Annotated in this window: 22 protein-coding genes and 1 other RNA gene; 18 read left to right on the forward strand and 5 right to left on the reverse strand. The window is 37.0% G+C overall.

The window, feature by feature from the left end; genetic code table 11:
• The first annotated feature begins 65 nt into the window (after window positions 1-65).
• The gene (locus tag M899_RS13275) at window positions 66-485 is read left to right on the forward strand and encodes a hypothetical protein (RefSeq protein ID WP_021272014.1); all 420 of its coding nucleotides are present in this window, start codon (window positions 66-68) and stop codon (window positions 483-485) included.
• Window positions 482-940, forward strand: a complete 459-nt coding sequence (locus M899_RS13280) for a hypothetical protein (protein ID WP_021271989.1) — start codon at window positions 482-484, stop codon at window positions 938-940. The genes M899_RS13275 and M899_RS13280 overlap by 4 nt, the downstream gene beginning before the upstream one ends.
• Window positions 941-987: 47 nt before the next feature.
• Here M899_RS13280 and M899_RS13285 read toward each other — a convergent pair whose 3' ends face one another.
• Entirely contained in the window at window positions 988-1,719 is a 732-nt protein-coding gene (locus M899_RS13285) for a M57 family metalloprotease (protein ID WP_021271995.1), read from the reverse strand.
• Between the two features lie 111 nt (window positions 1,720-1,830).
• Window positions 1,831-3,162, reverse strand: coding sequence for a sodium-dependent transporter (locus M899_RS13290; RefSeq protein ID WP_021272006.1), 1,332 nt, complete (start codon window positions 3,160-3,162; stop codon window positions 1,831-1,833).
• Between the two features lie 136 nt (window positions 3,163-3,298).
• Between M899_RS13290 and M899_RS13295 the strand changes: the two genes are divergently transcribed.
• From M899_RS13295 to chrA, 6 genes are all read left to right on the forward strand, one after another.
• Window positions 3,299-3,655: a hypothetical protein gene (locus tag M899_RS13295; protein ID WP_021271975.1), complete on the forward strand. Its 357-nt coding sequence runs from the start codon at window positions 3,299-3,301 to the stop codon at window positions 3,653-3,655.
• Window positions 3,656-3,673: 18 nt separating this feature from the next.
• A complete protein-coding gene (locus tag M899_RS17920; protein ID WP_052610354.1) occupies window positions 3,674-6,289 on the forward strand; it encodes an ATP-binding protein in 2,616 nt (871 codons plus the stop codon).
• Between the two features lie 116 nt (window positions 6,290-6,405).
• Window positions 6,406-6,789: a transfer-messenger RNA gene (gene ssrA / locus M899_RS18245) on the forward strand.
• A 506-nt stretch (window positions 6,790-7,295) separates the two neighbouring features.
• A complete protein-coding gene (locus tag M899_RS18795; protein WP_034729444.1) occupies window positions 7,296-7,730 on the forward strand; it encodes a DUF3995 domain-containing protein in 435 nt (144 codons plus the stop codon).
• A 117-nt stretch (window positions 7,731-7,847) separates the two neighbouring features.
• Entirely contained in the window at window positions 7,848-8,816 is a 969-nt protein-coding gene (locus M899_RS13315; RefSeq protein WP_021271984.1) for a calcium/sodium antiporter, read from the forward strand.
• 2 nt (window positions 8,817-8,818) lie between these two features.
• The gene (gene chrA / locus M899_RS13320) at window positions 8,819-9,985 is read left to right on the forward strand and encodes a chromate efflux transporter (protein ID WP_021272005.1); all 1,167 of its coding nucleotides are present in this window, start codon (window positions 8,819-8,821) and stop codon (window positions 9,983-9,985) included.
• A 39-nt stretch (window positions 9,986-10,024) separates the two neighbouring features.
• On the opposite strand, the gene M899_RS13325 is transcribed toward chrA, so the two are convergent.
• Complete coding sequence (locus tag M899_RS13325; protein ID WP_034729451.1) at window positions 10,025-10,690, reverse strand: helix-turn-helix transcriptional regulator; 666 nt, start codon at window positions 10,688-10,690, stop codon at window positions 10,025-10,027.
• A 76-nt stretch (window positions 10,691-10,766) separates the two neighbouring features.
• On the opposite strand from M899_RS13325, the gene M899_RS13330 reads away from it, so the two are divergent.
• From M899_RS13330 to M899_RS13375, 9 genes are all read left to right on the forward strand, one after another.
• Window positions 10,767-11,132 (forward strand): VOC family protein, encoded by a 366-nt coding sequence (locus M899_RS13330; protein WP_021271993.1) that lies wholly within the window; start codon window positions 10,767-10,769, stop codon window positions 11,130-11,132.
• A gap of 410 nt (window positions 11,133-11,542) precedes the next feature.
• On the forward strand, window positions 11,543-11,719 hold the full coding sequence (locus tag M899_RS13335; RefSeq protein WP_021272008.1) for a helix-turn-helix domain-containing protein: 177 nt from the start codon (window positions 11,543-11,545) through the stop codon (window positions 11,717-11,719).
• A complete protein-coding gene (locus M899_RS13340; protein WP_021272011.1) occupies window positions 11,712-12,827 on the forward strand; it encodes an SIR2 family protein in 1,116 nt (371 codons plus the stop codon). Before M899_RS13335 ends, M899_RS13340 begins: the two co-directional genes overlap by 8 nt.
• Window positions 12,824-14,563: a type I restriction-modification system subunit M gene (locus tag M899_RS13345; protein WP_021272012.1), complete on the forward strand. Its 1,740-nt coding sequence runs from the start codon at window positions 12,824-12,826 to the stop codon at window positions 14,561-14,563. The genes M899_RS13340 and M899_RS13345 overlap by 4 nt, the downstream gene beginning before the upstream one ends.
• Window positions 14,556-15,785, forward strand: a complete 1,230-nt coding sequence (locus M899_RS17925; RefSeq protein WP_021271973.1) for a restriction endonuclease subunit S — start codon at window positions 14,556-14,558, stop codon at window positions 15,783-15,785. Before M899_RS13345 ends, M899_RS17925 begins: the two co-directional genes overlap by 8 nt.
• Before the next feature lie 12 nt (window positions 15,786-15,797).
• Window positions 15,798-19,019 (forward strand): type I restriction endonuclease subunit R, encoded by a 3,222-nt coding sequence (locus tag M899_RS13355; protein WP_021272018.1) that lies wholly within the window; start codon window positions 15,798-15,800, stop codon window positions 19,017-19,019.
• Window positions 19,019-19,714: a M48 family metallopeptidase gene (locus tag M899_RS13360; RefSeq protein ID WP_021271977.1), complete on the forward strand. Its 696-nt coding sequence runs from the start codon at window positions 19,019-19,021 to the stop codon at window positions 19,712-19,714. Before M899_RS13355 ends, M899_RS13360 begins: the two co-directional genes overlap by 1 nt.
• 13 nt (window positions 19,715-19,727) lie before the next feature.
• Entirely contained in the window at window positions 19,728-21,584 is a 1,857-nt protein-coding gene (locus tag M899_RS13365; protein ID WP_021271979.1) for a KAP family P-loop NTPase fold protein, read from the forward strand.
• Between the two features lie 926 nt (window positions 21,585-22,510).
• Entirely contained in the window at window positions 22,511-23,458 is a 948-nt protein-coding gene (locus tag M899_RS13375; RefSeq protein WP_155897217.1) for a hypothetical protein, read from the forward strand.
• Between the two features lie 215 nt (window positions 23,459-23,673).
• Here M899_RS13375 and M899_RS13380 read toward each other — a convergent pair whose 3' ends face one another.
• Together M899_RS13380 and M899_RS13385 are read right to left on the reverse strand one after the other, a co-directional pair.
• Window positions 23,674-24,633 carry a hypothetical protein gene (locus M899_RS13380; RefSeq protein WP_034729459.1) on the reverse strand — a complete coding sequence of 320 codons (960 nt, stop codon included), beginning with the start codon at window positions 24,631-24,633 and terminating at the stop codon, window positions 23,674-23,676.
• 67 nt (window positions 24,634-24,700) lie between these two features.
• Window positions 24,701-25,270: an ankyrin repeat domain-containing protein gene (locus M899_RS13385; RefSeq protein WP_021271987.1), complete on the reverse strand. Its 570-nt coding sequence runs from the start codon at window positions 25,268-25,270 to the stop codon at window positions 24,701-24,703.
• A gap of 332 nt (window positions 25,271-25,602) precedes the next feature.
• Here M899_RS13385 and M899_RS13390 point away from each other — a divergent pair, with 332 nt between their 5' ends.
• Window positions 25,603-26,154, forward strand: a complete 552-nt coding sequence (locus tag M899_RS13390; protein ID WP_021271996.1) for a hypothetical protein — start codon at window positions 25,603-25,605, stop codon at window positions 26,152-26,154.
• Window positions 26,155-26,156 lie beyond the last annotated feature (2 nt).

Genomic DNA, 26,156 nt, shown 5'->3' on the forward strand with positions numbered 1-26,156 from the left:
CAAGTTCTATCTTTGAATTTCACATCAATGTAAATTTGTCGAAATTCATTTTCGGGATTATGTGAATGACATTTAGAGTAATAGCACTTTTCGTTCTATTGAGTTTTAAAGTTAATGCTGATCAGAATACATCTGAGTGCGTTGATATGTTGAAGATTGCAAATACTCACTATTTTCTTGCAGTGAACGCCTCAAGAAATATGAATTATAAATATGAAGAGATCAAAGACGAAGAATGTAGTGAAATTTTACGCAATCAACTTGCTTCTCTTGCAGAAGCGCTTGAGCGATACGAATTTTATAGTATGAGTTCAAAAGTGACGGCCATAAACATACAATCGGCCTATTTAAGTAAAATATGCTCTCTTGATTTGGCCACGAAAGCAGGGCATTTAATACTGAGATTGAACAGATTAAGATTAAAAAACGCCATCGTTGCAAAAAATGCAAAAGTGGCCATAAGTTGTAGTGAGTTGTTCGAATGAAAAATTGTATTTTATTTTTAGTATTGGTTCTAGGATTAAACGTAGTTGCTAAAGCAAACACATGTCTTGAAATGGCAAGTGCTTCTGCCCAAGCAAAACAAAAAGCTGAATCTGGCTTTCAACTTCTTGTTGATGAGATCAATAAGAAATTAGAAGCACAGGGGAGTGATAATATCTATACGCTTTATCATGATGCTTTTTATGGAAAATGTGAATTTAGCTCACTTGGGAAAATTTCTAAGGCCATGTCTCTTCAAGCTGACTTCCAAGCACAACTAACGGCCCTTGCCGAAAATAGTGCTCGTGCTTATGAAGCTTATAGTGCTGAGCTTTGTTCAAATGAGCAGTACGCTCCATCTGCATTTTATATGCAAGTTTACTTCGCTTACCAAGAGCAAGCTCAACCTTGGACGAAATTTGTAGATACAATTCTTAATTGTCTTGAAAATAAATAAAAAAAAGCTCCCGATTGGGAGCTTTTTTATTTTAAACGATGTTTTTCTTAGAATGGATAAACAACCTGAGCACCTTCTTTATCGAACTCAGTGATTGCAAGATTCATGATATTTCCAGTTCCACCACATTGAGGGTAGTGCATAACTGAAGCTGAATCGTACTTCGTTAGTGGCTTGAAGTTTTCATCTTCATCACAAACACGCTCAGAATCTTTAGAGATGTGCTCGTGTCTGAAACCTAGAACGTGACCAAGTTCGTGACGGATAAAACCAGCAAGTGCTTTTGCATTGTACTCGTATGAATCGTCGTTAACTAGAACGTCTCTATATTCTCTTGGGTAGTTCGGGAAGAAAGCTCTTGCAAGGTATCTTTCACCGAAAGCTGGAGCAACGTTGAACATTACGTTGTTGTTTGAAGTTGTACAGTTGTCATCTTCAGAAGCAACATATTCAAAACGTACGTTAGCAGCTTCCATCCAATCTTTAGTAGCTTGTTTGAATGCAGCTACTGTAGCAGCTTTATTTTTTCCGAATTCATCAGAAACACAGTATGTAAGGTTCATTCTGTCAAACTTGTTCCAAATATCGTAAACACCATCAACAGTATCAACGATTAGTTTGTCTTCGTTTGATTGAATGAAATCAAATTTTTGAGAAGGGTGAAGTAGAGGGATGTCTCCATCAATAATGTAAACACCTGTGGCCGCATTTTCTTGGTGCACTTCATAGGCCATTGCATTCGTTGCAAGTAGGGCAATTGCTAAAATCCATTTTTTCATCGTGTTTCTCCTTCCAATTCCGAGGAAACGATAATTCCATGGTAAATATTACCCGTCTACTAATGTCAGACTTTGTAATTATTTCATGGCAAATTTGCCCTGAGCATGGCGTTAAGAGTTGAATATTCTATAGATCATGACAATGAGCACAAGTGTCGGGGCCACGATTTTAAGTAAGAAATTCCAACTTTTGAACAGCATACTGTCTTTTGAAACGTTAAGTTCACGGGCCTTCTCGTCATTTGAAATGACATAAGCGCAAAAAATGGCCAATAAAATCCCGCCAAGAGGAAGCGTCCAATTTGATGTGATGTAATCAAGATGATCCATAATTTTAAGTTTAGAAATAAACTCACTACCACCATTAGAAAGCGCACAAAAAACTCCAAGAAACCAAATAGATCCCCCTGAAACAAGTGTTGCCTTAGCGCGCGACATATTTCTGTTTTCAATGAAAAAGGCCGTCACTGGCTCTAGTAGTGAGATTGTCGAACTAAGAGCAGCAAAGGCGATTAGAAGATAAAAAACAGCACAAATATAATTTCCAAACGGAAGATGCTGAAGCTCTACCGAGAGAGTTGTAAACAAAATAGAGGCCGACTCGCGCACTTCCATTTTCGTACCAAATATAATGGGATAAATCATAAGGCACGCCATCAGTGCAAAAATAGTATCAAGAACACCAATCCATAATGTGGCCTTTAACAGAGAGTTCTTTTTTGGAAAGTAAGAACCGTATACGATCATCGTTCCCATACCGACAGAGAGAGTGAAAAACGCGTGACCCATGGCCTCTAGGATTGCATGGGCCGTGATTTTTGAAAGATCAATATCAAAGAGAAAATTCAGCGTATCACCCGCGCCGTATTTAGAAACTGTCACACTCATGACAACAACGATGAGAACTCCGAGAACTGGCATAAGAACTTCGATGGCCTTTTCAATTCCTTTAGTTCCTCGCCAAACAATGAGTGAAGTCATTGCCATAAAAATTGTATGATAAAGAATTTGTTTTCCAGGATTAGAAACGAAGCTGCCAAAGTGTTGACCTGTTGTGGTGAAATCAAGATGAGAAAGATTTCCTAGAAGAGCGTTGATAAAATAATCCACTGTCCAGCCCGCAACGACGGAGTAGAAAGAGAGAATCCCAAAACCCGTAAATAAGCAAAGGGCACCAACAAGTTTCCACCAACGATTGTGATTTGATAATTTTACGATGGCATCGTAGGCGTTGCGCTCAGAGTTTCTTCCTATTAGCATCTCGGCCAAAAGGATGGGCATACCAATAATAAGGACGGCCAAAAGGTAGACCAGAACAAAGGTTCCACCGCCGTTTTCATAAGTGATATAGGGAAATTTCCATATATTTCCAAGTCCAACCGCTGAACCAACACAGGCCATAATGAATAATATACTAGAACTCCATTTCTTTCTCTCTACCACTTGCAATCCTTGAATAGTGTTTTCCCTAATTATTATTGTGGCAAGAAATCCCATTTTTAACAAGATTTCTTGAACTTAGCCCCTTGCGCTTGACATTGATGAATTAGGGGCTATGGTTATTGTAGAGGTGATTAGGATGATTAACGCTTACAACGACCTTTTTAAACTTAAAGAAAAAGTAAAGTTCTATGGCATTAGGCCAACAGAAAATGAAGTAGCTGTCTTTGAAAACCTTTTTTTTACGAAGCTTAAAATACACCAATCGAAAAATTCGATTTCGATTAATATTTTCAAAGAAAGAGATGAATTCTTCGCTGAGGCCCTTATCGAGCGCCCTAGTGGAGTAGAAGTGTTTAGACACTTCGAAAATTCGCTTCTCGGTGTGGCCCAGAAAGTTTATGATGACCTAAAGTTCTCAGGCCAATTGCAATTCCATACAGGTCTCATGAATCCTGGCCTTATGGCCAATGCAAAGGTACTTAGAACCAAATAGAACTTTTGGTTAAGTAGTATGATTAAAAAAACACAAGTCTATGTTGTGTATTTTCTGCTCGCAGGATTTAATACACTGTTGGTTTTGTACGTTCTGTATGAAGCGAGCAGTACTATCTGGCTTGGCAAATCAAAATACGTCGATCAAGAAGTACGCATGTCCCGCTTCCAGCGCGTCGATCATATTGTGCGCCAAATTTCTAGCTTGCGCTTAATGAGCAATCACGCGATCATTTCAAAAAATGTCGGCAATATTAGAAAAGACTTTGCCGTCGAACTGCAACAAGTTAAAAATGACCTTGATACCACGGCCGATCTTTTTCAAGATGGTTACAGAAAAAATGAGGCGGAAAAATATTTCACCGAAATCAAAAAGACTATCGGTGAAATTGAAATGTATACCCATGAAGTTTTTGATCTCATCGACAAAGGTGAAATTGAAAAGGCCGCCATTACCCACGTTAAGGCCGGCATCATTGCCAATAATATTGCCGTTCAACATTTAACTTTCAGAGATGTTCACAGAGCTGGTCGTCGTTTAGAGCTAGCAAAAGAAGACGGTTTTTTAGAGCAAAAATTTAATACATTATTTTTTGTCGGCATCGTTATTCTCATCAGTATCTTATTTGCCATCATCTTTGGGCTACGCCTGCGTCGTACGACATTTCAAAGCGCAGAGGAAATCAAAAATAAGAATGATGAAATCATCAAACAAAGAGATTTCTTTGAGACAATTTTAAATCACATGATCGATGGCCTTGTCGTTCAAGACAGTAAGGGCACAATGGTTAAGTGCAATAAGTCTGCCGAGATACTTTTAAGTAAGGCGCCTGATAGATTATTGGGTGCAAATGCTTTCGATGGCTCATGGCGGGTGAAAAATATTTCTGGTGAATGGCTTGAACCCAATGAATTTCCCTCTATGAAAGCTCTTCTATCTCGCACGCCTACTCGCAATGCCATCGTTAGTGTAAACGATGAGAGGCGCTGGCTCATGGTGAACTCGGCCCCATACTTTGAAGGAAATAGTGAGGACCCAAGTCTTGTCATTAGTACCATTCGCGATATCACACCTCAAAGAGAACTTGAGCAAAAGGTGCGCGATGAAAAAGAGCGCCTTGATCTTGCGATCACAAGCTCGGGCATCGGAGTGTGGGATTGGGATATCGATGTCAATGAAGTGAGTTGGACCGATCACATGTATGAAATTTATGATGTGCAAAAGGGTGTACAAGATCTTCGCTATCTTGATTGGGAAAATCGTCTACATCCAGAAGATTTGCCTCGAATAAAATCTTTACTCGATGATGTTCTCGTCGGTCTTCGCCCATACGACTGCCGCTTCAGAGTCGTGAGAGCGAATGGCGAGATTAGACATGTTAGAGGTGTGGCGAAAGTTTACTTTGATGAAGCGGGCAAGGCCAAGCGAATGAATGGTGTAAACTGGGATATTACTTCACAAATAGAACACGAACTTGTTTTAAAAGAGGCCCGCGATCGCGCGGAGATGGCCTCAAAGGCCAAGTCAGAGTTCTTGGCCAATATGAGCCACGAGATCAGAACGCCTATGCACGGCATTCTTGGAATGGTCGGCCTTTTGATGGACACAAAACTTTCTGAGGATCAGCTCGATATGATTAAGACAATCAAATCCAGCGGTGATGGGCTAATGGCGATTTTAAATGATGTCCTCGATTTTAGTAAAATCGAATCGGGCAAACTCGAGCTTTTAAAAGAAGAGTTTAAATTGCGCGAGACTATTAATGAGATCGCTTCTCTTTTTAGCTTCGAGGCCCAAAGAAAAAAGATTTCTCTCTCGGTAAATTTCGACGAGCACTGTCCTAACGTTGTGGTGGGTGATGCCGTTCGCATTCGCCAAATCATTTTAAATCTTGTCAGTAATGGAGTGAAGTTTACAAAGGTGGGCGGCGTATCGGTTCAAGTATCGCCAATTTTAATTGAAGGTGCAGGCGCTGGAGTTCGCATTGATGTGAAAGATACGGGAATTGGTATTAGCGAAGAGGGCGCAGAGAAAATTTTCAAAACATTCTCTCAAGGCGACTCATCAATCACGCGCGAATTTGGCGGTACGGGGCTGGGCCTTGCGATTTCTTCGAAGCTTGCGGCCTTAATGGGTGGAAAAGTTTATTTTAAAAGTAAGGTGGGCGAGGGCTCAACGTTTACGTTTGAGGTGCCTCTTGAATATATCGATTCAGCGATCGAGGATGCGCAGGATCTCATCTTTCCTGTCGAAGAGTTTGCAAGTAAGAGCTACAAAATCCTCGTGGCCGAGGACAATGAGATCAACCAAAAAATTGCAAAGATGATGCTCGAAAAATTAGGCCACGTCGCCGTCTTTGCCTTTGACGGCCTTGACGCTCTCAATATTTTAGAGCGCGAGTCTTTTGACTTTATTTTGATGGACATTCAAATGCCGCAAATGGACGGCATCAGCGCCACCAAGGCCATCTTAGAAAAATACGGCAACGCCGCTCCTCCAATCATCGCCATGACCGCCAACGTTTTCTCCGAGGATCGCGAGCGCTGCTTCAGTGCCGGCATGCAGGACTTCATCCCAAAACCCGTCACCCACATCGAGCTCGAAAAGGTGATTGCGCGCCTAAACCTTGGCTAGCCCCGCAGGAATCATTGCGTTAACCCATTAAAACCTCAGATTTCACAAGTCTTTTGGCAAACATTATGTTATAATGTGGCTGCCTATTTCGCCAAAATAGGCTCCAAAATCCATATGGGGGTGCCCTGGTTTCGACGGGCCAACTGACGGATTGTCGGGCGTGTCCAGGTTGATCTCCAAGGTCCTGGTTAAAAGGAGATCAAACAATAATTGCAGAATCTAATTTTGCTCCAGCTATGGCCGCTTAATTTTTTAAACCGCCGTTTAAATAGCTTGAGGGGTTAGCACCCGATAAACAGAAGCTAACACAGCAGTGGTGACAACTGCCTAACTTGTCGCGAAGGAGTGGCCGTTAATACCTTCTGAAAAAATATGCGGGGGTTGTCGCGTACGCATCATGCGAATAGTCCCGTTCCTGGACAAGAACTCAGGAACTACGCACGTAGGCCGCTTTTTTGATGTTGGTTCGGACGCGGGTTCGATTCCCGCCACCTCCACCAAAATAAAAAAACCAACCATTGAGTTGGTTTTTTTATTTTTATGGGTCACGAAATTTTCGAAGGTGGCCCTTCGGGTTGTTGAGGCGGCAAATGCCACGATGGCATTTGATGCCGAGAACCCCTGACGAGCGAGCAAGATGCGAGTGAGAGAGGGCGATGGGTTTTGTTAAGAAAACACCTTTAAGTGGGAACAACCGAAAATTTTTGTAGTTGCAAGCGAAATGGATGGATTATAGGAAACATTCTTTAGTCCCCAGGAAGCAAGAGTTATTCTTTTTCAAATCGCTAGAGTTGCATTGGGAGTCATTGGCCAGCTTTGAAATTTTTTGGGAAGCCAATCTCGCCCATTTTTGATATTCCAATGAGACTTATAAAAATATTATAAAATACAGACAATCTAAATGATGTGGCATATTGTTTTATATCTGCTCTTTAAAACAGAGAATTAAAATATAAATGGGTTATAAAAACTATTACTTAACGGAAGTTGCGTAGGAAGTTCAAAAATGAACATTATATTGGGTACATTGCTATCAATCATATTTTTCACCTTATCGTTAATACACGTCTACTGGTTATTCGGTGGAGAGAAGGGATTAGAAGAAGCTCTTCCATTTCCTTCTATCAATGCAAAGAGTCCTGTTTTTAGACCTGGAAAACTCGGTATTTTGCTCGTTTCTGCCATTTTAGGTTGTTTGGGAATTTTTGTTATTATAAAGACATATGGCCCAAATCTCAGATTGAACATCTTACCTGATTATTTAGAATATTATTTTTTTAACGTAGTTGCTTTTTTATTTTTTATTAGGGCAATAGGTGATTTTAAATATGTTGGAATAACGAAGAAGGTAAAAGGGACAAAATTCTCAAAATGGGACTCTTTCTTGTACATTCCTTTATGTCTTGTGATCTCAGTTTTAACTTTGATCATAAATCACTAGATTACTGAGCCTGATCTCCTTTTGTTTCAATAACTATGATCTGGACTTCTTCTTTCATTTTTAATTTTAAATTTACTGTCAAATCAATCTCAAATATTATTGAACAAAGAGGTTTTTATGACAGTATTTGCTATTTCAGTTGTGCTTGGATTAATTTTACTCGTTTGGAGTGCCGACAAATTTGTTGATGGGGCCTCAAATGTAGCTCGACATTATGGGATGTCTCCTCTTCTTATAGGGATGGTGATCATTGGCTTTGGAACATCTGCTCCCGAAATGGTCGTCTCTGCATTGGCATCCATTCAAGGAAATCCGGGAATTGCTATTGGTAATGCCTACGGTTCAAATATTACGAACATTGCTCTTATCTTAGGTATCACTTCTTTGATCGTACCAATTTCTGTTCATTCCCAGGTGTTAAAAAAAGAGCTTCCCATTCTTTTTATAATTACAGTGGTGAGTATTGGCGTCTTGATCGATTTAAATTTGTCGCGCACTGATGCAGTCATCTTACTGCTGATTTTTGCAGGGCTAATGGTCTGGACTATTCGCGAAGGGCTTAGAAGTAGCAAAGATACTTTCGCTAAAGAAATGGATAGTGAGCTTAAGGAGCGTAAGGTCTCTATTAAAAAATCCTATATCATGCTCTCAGGTGGTCTCGTTTTACTTATTCTAAGTTCAAGACTTCTTGTGTATGGGGCAGTAGGAATTGCGCAGGCCCTTGGTGTATCAGATATCATTGTTGGACTAACGGTGGTTGCCGTGGGGACTTCTTTACCTGAGTTAGCGTCATCAGTAATAGCGGCAAGAAAAGGGGAGCCTGATATTGCTCTTGGAAATGTTTTGGGTTCAAACCTTTTTAATACTCTTGCCGTTGTGGGGATTTCTGGAGTTATTCATCCTATCGCCATCGAAAAAGAAGTCTTCTACCGCGACATTGGAGTTATGACGGCCCTGACACTTTCATTGTTCATTCTTGGATATGGTTTTAAAAAGCAGGGAAAAATCAATCGAGTCGAAGGTGGAATTTTACTTTGCTCTTACGTGGCCTATACGATTTATCTAATAACAACAGTGACGAAGTGATTATGCTTGAAGTTTTCCTAACGGCCCTACGACTAGGCCTCACTTCATTCGGTGGCCCAGTTGCTCATTTAAGTTATTTCCATGATGAATATGTTAAAAAGAAGAAGTGGATAAGCGAGCACGCCTTCGCCGATCTCGTGGCCCTTTGCCAATTTTTGCCAGGGCCTGCGAGCAGTCAAGTGGGAATGGCCATCGGTCTATCAAGGGCCGGAATCTTTGGCGCGATTCTCTCTTGGATTGGCTTCACGCTGCCTTCTGCAATTATTCTAATTTTATTCGGACTTGGAATTACCCGTCTCAATCTCGATGCGCATACGTCTTGGTTGCATGCCCTAAAGGTGGTGGCAGTGGCCGTTGTTGCTCAGGCCGTAATAGGAATGGGAAAAAAACTTTGCCCCGATATAAAAAGGGCATCGATTGCAATTATATCGAGTGCAATCGTTCTTTTTGTTCATTCACCCTTTATTCAGATTTTCGTACTTGTTGCAGCAGGAATTTTTGGTGCATTTTTTTTGAAAACAACAACCGATCTTCCGCACGAACCACTCCATAAAGGAAGCCGTCGCATTGGCGCAATTTTTATTTCCCTATTTTTTGCGTTGCTCTTTTTACTACCAATTCTAAGATCAATTTATCCTGAGCAAGGACTGAAAATGTTCGACAGCTTTTACCGAGCAGGCGCACTTGTATTCGGCGGTGGTCACGTGGTCCTGCCTCTTTTGCAAGCAGAGGTCGTACCAACAGGTCAGCTCACAAATGATCTTTTCATGGCAGGCTACGGACTCTCTAACGCTATCCCTGGTCCACTGTTTGCGTTTAGCGCCTACTTGGGTGCAGTCTCTTCACTATCACCCACAGGAGTCCTTGGCGCAGTAATAACTTTGATTGCCATCTTCCTGCCATCCTTTCTTTTAGTTGTTGGAGTTTTACCATTTTGGGAAAAGCTCAGATCCATCTCACGAGTGCGACAATCAATGCTAGGCCTTAATGCTGCAGTTGTGGGAATTTTGCTTGCGGCCCTATACAATCCCGTTTGGACGAGCGCCATATTTTCTCTGAAAGATTTTGCCTTGGCCTTTTTTGGATTTCTTTTACTTCAGGTTTGGAAGATGCCTTCTTGGGGGGTGGTGGTTGTCACGGTGTTAGTTGCTAATTTCTTTACTTACTGAAAGTATCTCCTTTTTTATCTATGCCCAGGAGCTTGGGCATCAAGTTTTTTGAGTTTTTAACCACTGATCAAATAAACTGTCCTGAGATTTTAAGAGCATCTGCTCTAAAGTTTTTACGAGAATAACTTTTTTCGTATCAAAGTGATGGAAGACTTCTTTATCGTTATCCCACCCAACGAGAATTCGCTTGTCACTGAAGTATCCAATCGTTATTGGAAAAATGTGAAATACTTTTGAGCGGTATTTTATTTCAAGCTTTTTTCTCATGCGAATAGCATTTCGCAATTGATCCAAGTCTTCTTCTTGATGCTCTTTCGTGGCCGGTGCGCCGACTCTTAGAGTTAGGCGATTCATTTCTTTGATCGTATTTTTTGGAAGTCCTTCAGAAATTTTCGAGAAGACATTTTGCGATGCTTTTGAAAGGGGAGCATCGCCGTATTGTTGTACCCATTGTAATCCTAAAACAATAGCATCGAGCTCATCTTGATTAAACATAAGCGGAGGTATGAAAAAGCCCGGCCTTAAAATATAACCAACACCTGGCTCACCAATGATTTCGGCACCCTTGTTTTGTAAAAGCGCAATGTCTCGATACAAAGTTCTAAGACTTATATTTAATTTTTGCGCAAGCTTTTCACCGCTTATGGGATAGCGGTTTGTGCGCAAAATCTGTAAAAGCTCCAAAAGACGATCACTTCGTATCATATTTTATTTATACTGACATTTTTTGTCAGTGTCATCTGTTATTCTGATTTCAGAAAAACTTAACTAGGAGAGTCCCATGAATGTATTAAACTTGATCACGATTTATGTCAGTGACGTAAAAAAAAGCACCGAGTTCTACAAGAAAATTTTTGAAATTGAGCCAAGCTTTTGCGTCCCCACATACGTTTCATTTGCAATGAATAATGGCCTTAGCTTTTCTTTGTGGTCAAACAAAGCAAAAGATTTTCTTTCAGAAGGAGAGGGAAGCCGCTTTGAGCTCTCTATCATGGTTTCTGACGAAAGCAGCGTCTTGGATTTATATGAGAAGTGGCAGGGGCTTGGTGTTGTCATTGAGCAGGAATTTCACAAGGCGGTTTTTGGGCCGACGTTTGTGGCGTTGGATCTTGATGGGCATAGGGTTAGGGTTTGTGTGCCGGATTAGAGGCATTGATGTTGTATCAAGGTTCTTGTAACGGGGTGTGTTGGGGGAGTAATTAAATCAGAGGATCATGTGGGAATCTTTGGTCTTAGTTTTTAATTTTCTATGTTATTCTGTTTCGAGATAAAATTGTATGTCGTTTACGTTAAAAGGAGTTCAAAAAATAATTGCAGAGTTTAATTATTCTCCAGTTATGGCCGCTTTCTTGATGTTGGTTCGGACGCGAGCGAGAGAGGGCATGGGCTTTGTTAAGAAAACTTGATTTGAAGAATTTCAAAATTTACTTAGAATTATAATTTCTAAGTTTCTCCTAAGACAATTCTGATTGAAAACTTTTATTGTATTTCATTGTCATTGGTTGTCATCTGTTGTCTAATTTATAGGTGCAATTATAACTGATTAGGAGTCACTTTATGAGTGAACGGTGGTTGTCTGTCGTTGAAATAGCAGAACATCTTGGGGTTTCTAAGGAAACTATTTATCGATGGCTTGAGAAAGGAAAGATTCCTGCTCATCGAGTTGGAAAGCTATGGAAGTTTAAGGCCACTGAAGTTGATGAATGGATTACAGCAGGTGGGGCAAATGAGTAACCAAGAAGCATTTAATGAGGAATCAGCACTTGAGAGTTTTATAGAGATAAACTCTAAGCTAAACTCTCACTTGTATGAATTAAATGAAGAATTTAACGAAGAGTATGACGAGTTTCATAAAGAAGAGAAGGGTGAAATTGAGATCGAGGAATACAAATTTTCTCCAAGCGAAATATTATTCTATTTGAAAAGAGAAGCATACGACGATGCGCTCAGTACTTGGGAGTCAAATAGATCTACTATGTTGGATGAGGAGTTTGCAGAACTATTAAATTTAAATTCTAATTTTGGGCGCATAGATGATTTAATTAAGTTGATCAAGAACAAGAGAGTTATTCCATTTGTCGGAGCTGGAATGACTGTCGATTGCGATATGCCTACCTGGACAAACTTCTTAATTGATTTAGCGACTGAACAGCAACTAGATGTTGATATAATAAAGGCAATGCTTTCAGGCGGTAAATATGATGAGTGTGCAGATATTCTTATTAAAAAAATGCAAGATATTCAATTCAATGAAAAATATCGTCACAAATTTACCCTTAGAGGACCAGTAAAAGGCTCAATTAAATACTTTCCGAACTTGTTTAATAATGGTGTCATTACTACTAATTTCGATAAGGTACTTGAGTCTGCCTACGGTACAGTGGTTCCTGTTAAGGAAGGTGTAAATTCAGACTGGGTTTCTGACGTTAAATGTGGAAAGCATCAAATATATAAAATTCATGGAACGATGGAAGGTGTTGCAAATAGAGTCTTAACCAAAGCGGAATATGATAAACGATATGGAAGTGATGATATTAATTTTGAATTAGAATTAACAAAGTTTATTAAAACTGCCGCAGAGGTTTCTAGCTTCTTTTTTATTGGATGTAGTCTAACTGTAGATAGAGTTATTCAAGTTCTTGAAAAGTTAAAAACTGAATACAGTTCAAACACACTTCATTATGCATTTTTACAAAAACCAAGTGATGAGGGTTTATTAGTTGAAAGGCAAAACAAATTAGCCAAAGTGAATATCCTACCGATTTGGTATCCAGAAAAGGATTACGAGAAAGTGGAACTTTTACTTAAATATATGAAATATAGATTAGAGGGAAAAATATGAGCAAAGTAACACAAGAAGAAATTAATAAAATCCTTTGGGATGCCTGTGACACCTTTAGAGGTGTAGTTGATGCCGGAGAGTATAAAAACTACATCCTAACGATGTTATTCATAAAATACTTATCAGATAGCTACGAAGAGAAGTATGAGGCTTATAGCAAGCAATTTGATGGTAATGAGACTCGTATTAAAAGGGCCCTAGAAAAAGAAAGTTTTGTTCTACCTGATGGATGCCATTTCAATGATATTTATAAGCAAAAAGAAGAGAAGAACATTGGCGAAATTATCGATATTGCTCTTTCAAAAATTGAAAATGCTAATAAAGAAAAACTAGAGAACGTCTTTAGAAACGTAAGTTTTAACTCTGAAGCAAACCTCGGTAAAACTCAAAGCCGAAACGCAAGGCTAAAGCATCTTCTTGATGATTTCAATAATCCAAAACTTAATATGAGAAAATCCAATATTGGGGACATGGATGTTATTGGTAATGCTTATGAGTTTTTGATTGCGAATTTCGCTGCTGGAGCTGGTAAAAAGGCAGGGGAGTTTTATACTCCCTCTGAAGTGTCTCAACTCCTAGCGATGCTTGTTAAGCCTGAGAAAGGGGCAAGAATCTATGACCCCACTTGTGGTTCAGGCTCACTTTTAATTCGCTGTGCTGAACAGTTAACAAAAAATGGTATTAATGACTTTCAAATTTATGGCCAGGAAATTACAGGGGCCACTTGGGCACTAGCGAAGATGAATATGTTTCTTCATGGCTTTGATCGATCAGTCATTGAAAATGGTGACACCATTAGAAATCCAATTCATCTTGAAAATGATGAACTTATGAAATTTGATGTGGTGGTAGCTAATCCCCCTTTTAGTTTAGATAAGTGGGGTCTTGAAGAAGCACAAAATGATTCTTATGGTCGTTTTAATTATGGTATTCCTCCAAAAAGTTATGGAGAACTTGCTTTTGTTCAGCACATGGTAGCCTCTCTTAATAAAAATGGAAGGTGCGCTGTCGTTCTTCCTCACGGTGTTCTTTTTAGAGGATCAAGTGAGCAAAAAATTCGAGAGGGTTTAATAAAAGATGATTTACTTGAGGCAGTGATTGGGCTTCCAACGAATCTATTCTTTGGAACAGGTATCCCAGCATCTGTGATGGTTTTTAATAAGAAAAAGCCAGCGAATAGAAAAAATAAGGTTTTATTTATTAATGCAGATTTAGAGTTTCAAGAAGGGAAGAATCAAAATAAACTTCGTGAACAAGACCTGAATCATATTGTTCAAAATTTTAGTGAATTTAAAACAGAGAATCTCTATCGTCATGAAGATAAGCATTATTCAAGAGTCATTGATATTAAAGAAATTGAAGAGAATGACTTTAATCTAAATATTCGTCGTTACGCCGATACTTCAGCTCCTCCTGAGATATTTGATGTAAAAGCCATTCTTCATGGTGGGATTCCTAAATATGAAGTGATGGATGGTTATATTCAAGACATCATTGATGGCTTTGATGTTTCAGTTGTCTTTGATGAAAGAGACAAGGACTATTACGTCTTTAAAAACAAAATAGATTCAAAAGAAAAGATTCGAGAAGTCATGGGTGAAGTTGATCAAGCAATTATTTCTCAGGTAGAGAAATGGTGGGATAAATACTCTACACCGCTAAGGGGGATTGAGGCTCAGTGCGCTGAGGCTGAGAAAGAGATGAACGCATTTCTTAAGGAATTGGGTTATGAGTAAGATTCCAGAGGGCTGGTCTAGAGAGTCAATTGGCTCCGTCGGTGACAAGTTTGTGGGGGGGGGAACTCCATCTCGTGAAGTTAAAGATTATTACAATGGAGATATTCCTTGGTTAACGGTTAAAGACTTAAGCGAAAAAGACTTTTATAAAGGTAATGCGGAAGAGAAAATTACTTTGAAAGCAATTGAAGAAAGTTCGTCTAACTTAATAGAAGAGAGAAATATAATTGTATCTACTCGTATGGGGCTAGGAAGAGGGATCATTAACACCTGTCCGATGGCAATTAATCAAGATATGAGAGCAATTTATTTAAAAAAATCAAAAGTAACGAATGAATATTTCTTGCAGTGGTATAAGGGCAACTCAGAAAAAGTTGAAGCACTTGGGTCTGGATCAACTGTAAAGGGTATTACTCTTGATTTGTTAAAAGGTATTGAAATACCGCTGCCTTCAATGCCTGAACAAAAGAAAATCGCAGAAATTCTCACATCAGTAGATAAGGTCATTGAGTTAACTGAAATTGAAATTGAAAAACTTAAAAACCTTAAAAAAGGGATGATGCAAGACCTTTTAACTAAAGGGATTGGGCATACTAAGTTTAAGGATAGTCCGATTGGGAAGATTCCGGAGAGTTGGGAAAAAGAGACAATTGGCAGTGTTGGTGAGAAATTTATCGGAGGAGGAACACCATCTAGGGCAGTTAGCGAATATTATAACGGTGATATTCCATGGCTAACGGTTAAGGATTTATCAGACAATGACTTTTATAAATCAACAGCAGAGGAAAAAGTTACATTGAAGGCAATTAGGGAGAGTTCTTCTAATTTAGTTGAAGAAAATAATATTATTTTATCAACGAGAATGGGGTTAGGAAGAGGAGTGATAAATACGTGTGCAATGGCAATCAATCAAGATATGAGAGCAATTTATTTGAAGAAAGAAAAAATTACTAATGAGTTTTTCTTGCAATGGTATAAGGCAAATTCAGAAAAGGTAATAGGTCTAGGCTCTGGATCAACTGTTAAAGGAATTACTTTAGACCTACTTAAAGCCATCGAATTGTATCTTCCGCCAATACCTGAGCAAAAGAAGATTGTCTCAATTTTGGAATCAATAGATAAAAGAACTGATTCGCTAATATTGAAATTAGTGAAGTCAAAGAATATGAAAAAAGGACTAATGCAAGACCTCCTTACTGGAAAAGTAAGAGTGAAAGTCTAAACGGAGATAAATATGTACTCGAATCTATTCATGGAAAGAATAGCCTCGCAAATACCAGCAGTGAAGCTACTCGTTAATAGTGGATATGACTATCTATCTCCAAATGACTGCATTGTTGAACGAGGGGACACAAATACTGTAATCTTAAAAGATACACTTAAAAAGTCACTTCTAAAGATCAATTCGTTTATTCATAAAGATCAGCAGCTACCACTTCCTGAAAGTCTTATTGATGATGCCATCAAAGAGATCACTGATTGGAGTAATAATAATTTAAGACAAGATAACAAAGACCTGTATTATCACCTTATCAATGGAAAAGGGCTGACCTTTCTTCACGAAGGGGAGAGAAAAAGTGCTCATCTTCACTTTTTTGATTTCAAAGATATTTCAAATAATACATTTCAAGTAACGGAAGAATTTAAGGTCCAAAGAAATGGACGTAAGCAACATTATATTCCAGATGTGGTCATTCTCGTTAATGGTATGCCTCTTGCTTCCATTGAATGCAAAAAGCCTGGACTTCCTGATGCGATCTCTAAAGGAATTGAACAGCATATAAGAAACCAAAACAGAGAAGGAATAACTAAATTTTATCTCTTTCAACAAATCTTAGGATCAATGGCCGGAAGCACAGGTGCTAGATATGGATCAGTGGGAACACCAGAAGAGTTTTGGGCAACGTGGAAGGAAGATCGATTTGAATCAATTGAGGAAAATCTTAAGGGCTTAGTTAATAAAGCGATCGATACAAAAATCAAGGATAAGATATTTGAATTTCGCCATCCTGCTGATCGAGCCATCATGGAGCAAAAATGGAATGAGGGAGCAAGAGAAGTTACAGCACAAGATCAGCTTCTTTATTTTGTCTTTAGACCTGAAAGGCTGATGGACATAATTCATAACTATATTATTTATGAAAATGAAGTAAAGATTGCTCCTCGTCATCAACAGTACTTTGCTGTCAGAGAAGCGATAAAAAGGGTTAAAGGGATTAAAGACGATGGGGCCAGAGAAGGTGGTGTTATTTGGCATACCACAGGATCAGGTAAGTCTTACACCATGGTTATGCTTGCAAAGGCCATAAGGGCCAATACGCAATTACATGATTCAAAGATCGTGGTTGTTACAGATAGGGTTGATCTAGATAAACAGATTTGTGACACGTTTAGAGATTGTGGAGAAGAGCCACATAAAGCAAAGTCAGGTGATGATCTTAAAGATAGAATAGCAAATAGAGATTATACCGTTCTAACAACAATAATAGATAAGTTTGAATCAGTGGCCAAAACTCATAAAGTAACTGATCAGTCTCAAAATATCTTCGTTTTAGTTGATGAAGGGCATCGTTCACAATTTGGTGAAACTCATGCTCTTATGAAAAATACTTTCAAAAATGCAGCTTTTATTGCTTTTACAGGAACTCCAATTAGACGAGTTAAGAAAAATGAAGATGTGGCCCAGGCTACAGAAACTCAATTTGGAGAGTTTATTCATAAGTATACAATGGAAAATGCTCTAGAAGATGGAGCTGTTTGTCCAATTGTGTATGAAGGACGAATGGGGGAACTTAAAGGGGATCGTGAGAAGCTAGATCGATGGTTTGATAGGGTCACAAAAGACCTTAACGATGATCAGAAAGCTGCCCTTAAAAAACGCTTTTCAATGGAGCAAGAGATACTTAAGGCAGAGGATAGAATTAGAGCGATTTCTTTAGATATTAAAAATCACTACCGTGAAAATTTTAGAGCGGAAGGTGAGCCAACAAAAGATTTCATGAAAGGGCAGCTTGCCACAAATTCCAAAGATGAGGCACTTGATTATAAAAAGTTCCTTGAAGAATTTGGAATGAAAGTTGAGCTAGTTATTTCCTCTCCCGATATGCGTGAGGGGGCAAAATCCATAGATGAAGATGATCGCTCAGAAATTGTGAAGTTCTGGGATGATGCTATGGCAAGATACGGAGGAGAGAAGAAGTATCAGGAAACAATCGTTAATAATTTTAAAAAGGAAGATGAACCTGAAATTTTAATTGTTGTCGATAAACTCCTCACAGGCTTTGATGCTCCAAGAAATGCTGTTTTATATGTTGATAAGAGACTTAAGGAGCATAATGTCCTACAAGCTATAGCGAGAGTTAATAGGCTTTGTCCTAAAAAATCTGAAGGTCTGGTTATTGATTATAGGGGAATTTTTGATGATATGAATGATGCGATCGATTTCTATCGTCAAATGGAAGGGGCAGACTTTGATCCTGAAGACATCAAAGGTTCTCTATTTGATAAGGCCAAAGAAGTTGCAAAATTAAACGATACTCTTAATATTCTTAAAGATCACTTCGCTTCAATTAATAATATGACTGATGATGAAGAGATTGGCCGCTACCTTGCCGATGAGAATCTAAGGAAAGAGTTTTATCAGAAGTTTAGAAATTTTCACAATATCTATAAATTGGCCCTTGGTTTTGCTCAATGGACCTATGACACAAGTGAGACTGATAAAAACAAATATAAAAATGAGTACAAATATTTTACTGAACTTAGAACCGTTATCAAAGAGCGTTATCCTGATGGAATCAATTATCAGGACTATGTTGATGATATTAAGCGCCTTGTTGACGTCAATCTAAAGTCAGATCCTCCCAAAGTAATTGTGGAGCAATTCAACATCTTTGATAAGGAGAAGTTTGAAGAAGAGACTAAGAAGAAGTCTGAGGGAGCAAGGGCAGATATTATGAGAAGCCTAGCTTCATCCCATATTTCAGAGCATTTTGATGAGGACCCAATCTTTTATAAAAAGCTGTCAGAAGTCATAGAAGAGGCCTATGAGAAGTATCGTGAACGCCGAATTTCAGAGGCTGAGTATTTAGAGATGATGCAAGATGTGCGTGATCGTATTGAAATTGATCTTGAAAATGATGTTCCATCAAAGGTTGCTCAAAAACAAACGACTAAGGCTTATTACAGAGTCGTTGAAACATTAAAAAAGAAAATAGAGAATATTACAAATGAACAGCTGTCAGATTTTGCCTTGAAGATAGATGAGGTCGTTAAAAAACATGCAGTTAAAGATTGGCAATTTGGTACTGATATTGAAAAGAAGATAATAAGTTCAATTGAAGTTGAGGTTTTTTATCCTCTTGAAGATCAATATGGCATTACATTTTCTGATAAAGAAATGAATGAAATTGTTGAAAACTTTATGTTGATCGCTAAAAGGCTGGATTATAGATAATGGAAAATTTTGAATTAAATTATTCTTTGAAAAGATCAAAGAGAAAAACATTAGGAATTGAAGTAAATCATAAAGGAGAAGTCATTGTGACTGCTCCAGATTATATTCCTATGGATAAAATTGAAGAAGTGATCCAGAAAAGAAGAAGTTGGATTTTGGAAAAAGTTAAAGAGAAAGAAAAAAATCTTCAAATACAACCGAAACGAAAATATTTATCAGGTGAGTCTGTTTATCTATTTGGTAGGCAGTATTATTTAAAGGTCATCAAATCAAATGATTACTATGTTGAGATGGCTCACAATCGTATTAACTTTTATGTTAGAGACCTCGATGAAGCTGAAGCTAAGGTTACTGAATACCTAGATAATGAGTTCAGATCACTTATTGCTTACAAAACGGCTGAATGTCTTGAAACTTTCCAAGATAGATATTCTATTCCGTTAGTTCCAGAATTCAAGATCAGGAAAATGGCTAAGAGATGGGGAAGTTGTACCAAGGATGGAGTTATCAACCTTAATCCTACGTTGGTCGCAGCTTCAGTTGAGTGTATAGAATATGTGATTTTTCATGAACTGACACATTTATTGCATCATGATCATGATGAAGAGTTCTTTAGGACTCTGAAGAGCGTTTGTCCGAAGTATAAAGAGTTGAAAGAAAAACTAGAAAAAGAAACAGTATTATTTGAGGATTAGGTAAAGGTGCATTATGAGTGTAAGAAGTATTGTATCAGACGAGCCAATTATATCAGAAGAAAAAGATTTATTTAAAAGATCAGGCTTCTGTGAACATGTAGCCAATTTAATCAACAACTACAATGACAATGAATCAATTGCGATTGCATTGTGTGGGGCATGGGGAACAGGGAAAACTTCTATTTTAAATATGGTTTCTGATAAAATTAACCATGACAAAATTATAATTATGAAATTTAGCCCATGGGATTATGAGAAGGGTGATTCTCTCTATTTTGAGTTTCTAAGAGAGTTAAGAATGTCACTAAAAAATAACAAGAAAATTTTATCTGATAAAATTCTAAAAAAACTTACAGAGGCACTTACAATTCTTGATCCGAAGAGGGGAAAGGCTGTTGAGAATCAATTGTCTACTTCATTTTCTGACCTAAGAAAAAATATTGATGATGCTCTTGCTGACAGTGGAAAGAAGCTATTAGTACTTATAGATGACTTAGATCGCTTAGAGGCGGATGAAGTGTTAAATGTATTTAAAATAGTCAAATCTTCGCTGAATTTTAGCAATTCAATTTACATGTTATCTTACGATCGTTCTAATATTAGTAAAGCAGTTGAAAGATTGACTCATGAAAGTGGTGAATCTTTTTTAAACAAGATTATTCAATTGGAAATTAATATACCTATACTTACAGAAAGAAATTTAAGAAGAGTTTTTAATCTTCTGATGGATGATGACAGTTATGCTTATCACTTCGATTATGATCAGTATGCTTTTGCTTTTACAACAGTACGAGATGTTAAAAGAGCGGTAAATTCGTTCAAGTTCAAAAGTTCTTTTTTAGGTGCTTTATTAAATCAGGCGGATTTAATGGCAATGACTATAATTGAGCTTAATTGGCCTAACGTATTCAAAGATATATATCGAAGCAAGAAGATACTATTGGGAGGACAAGTCAATAATGCTGATAAAGTGATTGACGAAATTTTATCAAGTGTTGAAAAAGACGATACTAAAGCAGGTTTAAAAAAGATTATTAAAAGGTTGTTCCCAGACCTAGGTCAAAAAGAGCGATATCGTTTGGGCTCTAATCATAGAGTAGGAAGAATTTGTACAAATGACTTTTTTGATCTTTTCTTTATGGAGGTAGTAAAACAATCTTTAATCGCAGAAAGATTTAGGCAGTTAGAGGAGTCTCTTTTTTCTGAAAATAAGTATGAACTTGATTTGAAAGATACAAATGTTTCAGATGAGGTAAGCACAGTAGGAGCATTATTAAGAACTAAAGATGGTAAAGAAAAGTATTTGGCGCAATTAAAATTATCAAAATGGGTACTCTCTATACATTGGAGCGACGATCTTTTTGGAAAGTTACGTGAAGTAGATAGTTTTTTTAGTTATGGAGATCGTATCTTTAGATACCTTATTGAGAACGATAAAACTGGAATTAAGTCATTATTTGAAGAACTAAAAACGGCATCAATTGATTTTAATTATTTATATTTTCTAATGAATATGACTTCAAATATAAGTCGAATACAAGTCTCTCGTCAATTCGCTTTAGTTGTTCCTTCAATTTGCTCTGGTCTTGATAAAAGAGAAGAGACTGGCTTAAGCCGTTTCGAGATTATGGTACTGAGGCAGTTATTCCGAGAAAGAAGTGAAGAGTGTATCGATGAAATGATTATTTCAATTTGTAGGAACCGTATTATTCTAGTTAGTGCAGTTTCTAGTACTCTTTCCGAGCATAGTAAAATAGACTTCATTGAAAAATTTATACTAGAAAGTAAAGAGTTCCATGATGATTACATAGGTGATGATGAGATAACGATTTCAGAGAAACTAAATCAATTAATGGAGCATCTAAGTTAAATTGTAAGAATTGTAGTGCTTTGTAGCGTACTGCATTTTTGAATATGAATTAAATCAAATAGATAAGATACCCTTCACCACCTCCACCAAATTCAAAACAATTCTAAGCTCCATTTTGGAGCTTTTTTATTTTTAATAATATCGATAACACAGACGAGGGAAGTCTTTGAGTTCATTTTCTAAAATCATTTTAAATTACCCATAATTATTGGATCTGCAGTATCTCGCAGAACTTGGCGTAGTTGATAGAGTGTTTGTAGAACCTGAGGAGCTGCATGAATGAACGTTGAGAAATCTTAATTTAAGATATATCTGCATTTATTCGATTAGATGAATATGTTCTTTTGAATCGCGATATAAATGTTCAAGTGCTTATAATTCAAAGTTCGCGAAGAATGTTGAAGGATCAACTGAGCTTTATCAAAAGGAAGATTTTATATTTTTGAACTGATCAGGGGAACTATCTTTGATTGAGAAGGAATGGTTTATGAATAGGGTTATATCTGATGAAGAGATAAGAAGAATACGTAAAAAAGATAGAGATAAGCGTGATCTTATTTTTGGTTTTTCTATAGTTTTATATTGGTTATCGGCGCTCTTTACATGCCCAAGGCAAGACTTACATTACTATGTTCTACTATGTGGGCCAATTTTTATTTTTCTAGTTTATATATTCTATGTTAGAGAATGAGATTTTTTCGAAAATGTTCTGCCACCTTTTTACGTAAGCTCTGCATAGTTTTGTTTTGAAATATGTCAGTGGGCAAATACCATGGCACTATTGATTTGATAGTTGAAGATGAAGGGAGAATTAGAGTTATTGATTTTAAATCTGACTATTGAAAACTAAGAAAGTAGAGAGAAGAATAGTAGGTGAGTGCTTGTAACTATTTGAAAAGGATTAGTAAATGAGAGTTGAAACAATTATGGACGAGTATAAATCAAAGATAATGGAATCAAAATGTGTTTTTTTTATTCGTCACTCGAACTTTAAAAATTACTCATCTCTTATTAATGAGAATGTCATAGGGATTCACTACAATGGTGATAAAGAAGTAAGGTTTATTGACTTAGACAGTAGATGGAATAAGCCCTATGTTCGAACCTCTATTAATTATTTTAAGCACTTGTCGGAACATGGAGGAATTGTCTTTGCTAAGTACAAAGTCCTATCTGCAAACGGTGAATCAATACAAAAAGTCGTGATCGGCTTGGTTGAGAAAAATACACCTATCGAGGAGCAGTACTTTAATTTTGATGAAGATGGTAAAGTAGAAAGGGATTATGTAAAATATTTGAAGTACATTCCTTTAATAGATAATTTTTCCTATGCCGAGGCACCCGTCCTTGCAATCTTTGGTGGTCGTTCAACCTTGGCGAAATATAGTACTAAAGATATATTCTATCAAATTGTTAAAGAGACTATTCTCCTTGGTAACAGAGTACAAGGGACAAAAGATTTAATACATCCTAAATGCTTAGAGCAGTTATGTGTTGAGTGGTTAAGACGTTTTGGAACAGCAAGATTGGGTTCAGATTTAGACTATTGTTACATAGGAGTCGGAAGCTCTTATCCTGATATCGATATCGCAGGACGAATGATCGACAATAGAAAGTTGTTTGCACAAGTAACATTTTCCTCAGTAACTGATATTTCATGGAAAGTAGATACTTTACTAACATACAAATCAAGTTCATCGAATAATCTATTAGTTATGTTCTGCTGTATAAATAATGATGAAAATATACCTAATTCCGATGTCATTTATCTAAATATTGTGGATGTGATTAATGATTTTATTTTAAATGATAGGGAAAATATCTTAAATGATTTCGTTGGAATTCAAAATGTAAAGTGGAATTTAATAAAATAGGTACGGATGAATAATATGAATAATCTTTTTATTGAAAAGGTTTCAGCACCTTTTTACGGTGACCTTTTTCGCTTATGCATATTTTGTAGCATTTGGCTTGTTGAGAACGTTTATAGTCGATTTTATCTTTTGAATTACATTTCTTTTCTTGTTAAAGGTTTCAACCCCTTTTCATGTAAATGATATGTTACTCGGATTTAGATCAAAGCTTTCCTTTATTCAACAATCTTTTTAAATTTATCAAATCTAATAGGTGAATCATCAGATCCATGACCAAACTCTAAATCAATCATACTTCTAAATTTTAAAACGTGGTATGAACTCAATCCATCAGGAAAGTTGAAAAGGATTTTATCTTCTTCAATATCGTAACTTCCCTTTAGCATTTCATCAGAATTTTTTTTCTTTAAGAAAAAGGTTTTGTTTTTCAAAAATTGAATAGTTTCATATCTAAAAGAATCTGTGATAGTCCATTTCCCAATTATTACTCTTGGGATTAGATCAATATATGAATCAATTCCTAGCATTTTTGTGTTACAAACGCTTGTCGATTCGTAGTAATCTTGAGAGCCATCTGATGCATTTTTGGACTTCTTTGTAGTGATTGTAGTGTAGCTCGTATAAAAAGGGTCATCAGCAATTATTTTAATGTCTGATATGGCCACTTGCTCTTCTTCGTTGTTGTAAATTTTCGTTGAAATAAGCGTGCTTGATCCATTGGTCATTTCATGTATTGTTTCAGTTTTGTAGTTTTCGGCCATAATGGCCCTTTCATATTCATTATAGTAGTAAGTTGTTTCATTTTCTGTTGTGTATAATCTATTTTTATCTATTCTATGTTCTGTGATTTTGGTTACTGAACTGAAATCTTTTCCGGATGTCGTAGAGCGCGGCACTAAAGAGGTTTTCACTGTATCTTGGGTAATAATAAGTCTACCATTGTCGCGAACTTCTTCTTTTATTATGAAAGCTTCATGGAAATTTGTTGTATAGCGCATACCTGTTTTTTGGATATAGGCATCAGTGTGGCCATTGCATTCTAGGTCATACACATATCTTCCATTAAGGTATTTAGAGGCTAAATATTCATTCCAATTCTTTGGTGCTTTAATTTCAAAGGCAGATGCATTTAAATTGAGAAGTGTCGTCATGACTATAAGTAATAATGTTTTCATAGTTTCTCTCGCATATTTTGTGAAGTATTGTTAGAGAAGGGGGTGTAATATGACCCAATTTGATATTTTACTCAGTCTTCTCAGCTTCTCTTTCTTTTAGGGCTTTATCTGTTGCTTCTCTGATCATTGTGACAATTTCCCAATTTGGACTACTAGATCCTGTTGCTGCATATTCTAAGAATGAAAATCCACCATTTGTATTCAAAATATCGGGGTTCGCATCGAGTATGATTTTTACTAGTGCAGGTATTTGTGAAAAAATTGCTAAATGAAGTGGAAAAAAACCATTTCCAGAATTGTTAACATTTGCACCATGATCAAATAACAATTGAATTATTTCAAGGTTTCTGTATTTAATGGCATATTTTAGTGGAGATTCATATTTTCCATTATTTTCAACATTGGCACCTGCAGTAAGAAGAATTTTTGCAATTTCTACTTTGTTGTACTCGATAGTTAATCGAAGTGGCGTATCATCAAAAAGCTTACTTTCTTCAATATCCACGTTTGTGGTTGAAACTAGAGTTCGTACAGTCTCAATATCTCCGCTAATAATTGCTTTTTTGAGGTCATGTTCAAGTGACTGAGCGAATGTCGCTTGGAGAATGAATAAGAAAAGTGCAACGAATCTAAACATTAATGAGCCTTGAAATTGTGATTTCTTCTTTAACCCTATTTTGAAATATTAATCAATCCAAAAGGAATCATTGATTAAGTCTGTGAAATATATTTAGGATCTTATGAGGATTAAGAAATCTTAATCTAGCCCCTTTGAGGATAAGAAAATAATATACTTACGGATCAAGAATATTCCCTTATATCTCCCAGTTAGTTAGTGTCCGAAAAAACTATTACTTCGGTTTTATTTGGAGGGTGCTATTATGAAATTAAAATTGATGTTAATTACTATTTAAATTTAATTATAAGATTAATCAAAAATTTGTAACCCATATTTCTAAAAGTAAAAAAATGAAAACCAACGAAAAAATCGAATTCGAAATACTAAAAGGCCTCCCCCCATACGGCACTCCACCAATAACGTTCAGTGCAAGCGGGAGTCAGGCCTTTAGAGAAGGCCTTGTCGTAAAGTTCAAAAATGGAGAAACCCAATGGGTAGGAAACTTTATCGGACTTTATAATGGCCCAACTCGCGTGATGCTCCATCCAAATAGAAAAAACGTCATCGTCGTGGCCGATGGTGAAGGATATATTGTTGATGTTGATGAAAAAAAAGTTATAGAGAACTTGTCCATGGAAATATATAAGATATTTGATTGCGAAGAGGAAAATCTTGTCTTTATATCAGACGATTCTAATCTTTTGTGCCTAGGGGAAAAAGGGGCATTGTGGACCTCTGAATATCTGTCTCCTGCAGGAATCGAGGAAGTGAGAATTGAGCTTAATGAATCTGGAAAAAAAGTGGTGAAAGGATCGTGCTATTGTCCCACAGTGGATAGTGATGATTGGGGTGATTTCGAGTTGGATTTGTCGTCTGGTAAAATTTTAAAGGGCGGTTATTGATT

Origin of the sequence: Bacteriovorax sp. BSW11_IV (assembly GCF_000447755.1) — a bacterium.
GTDB lineage: Bacteria > Bdellovibrionota > Bacteriovoracia > Bacteriovoracales > Bacteriovoracaceae > BSW11-IV.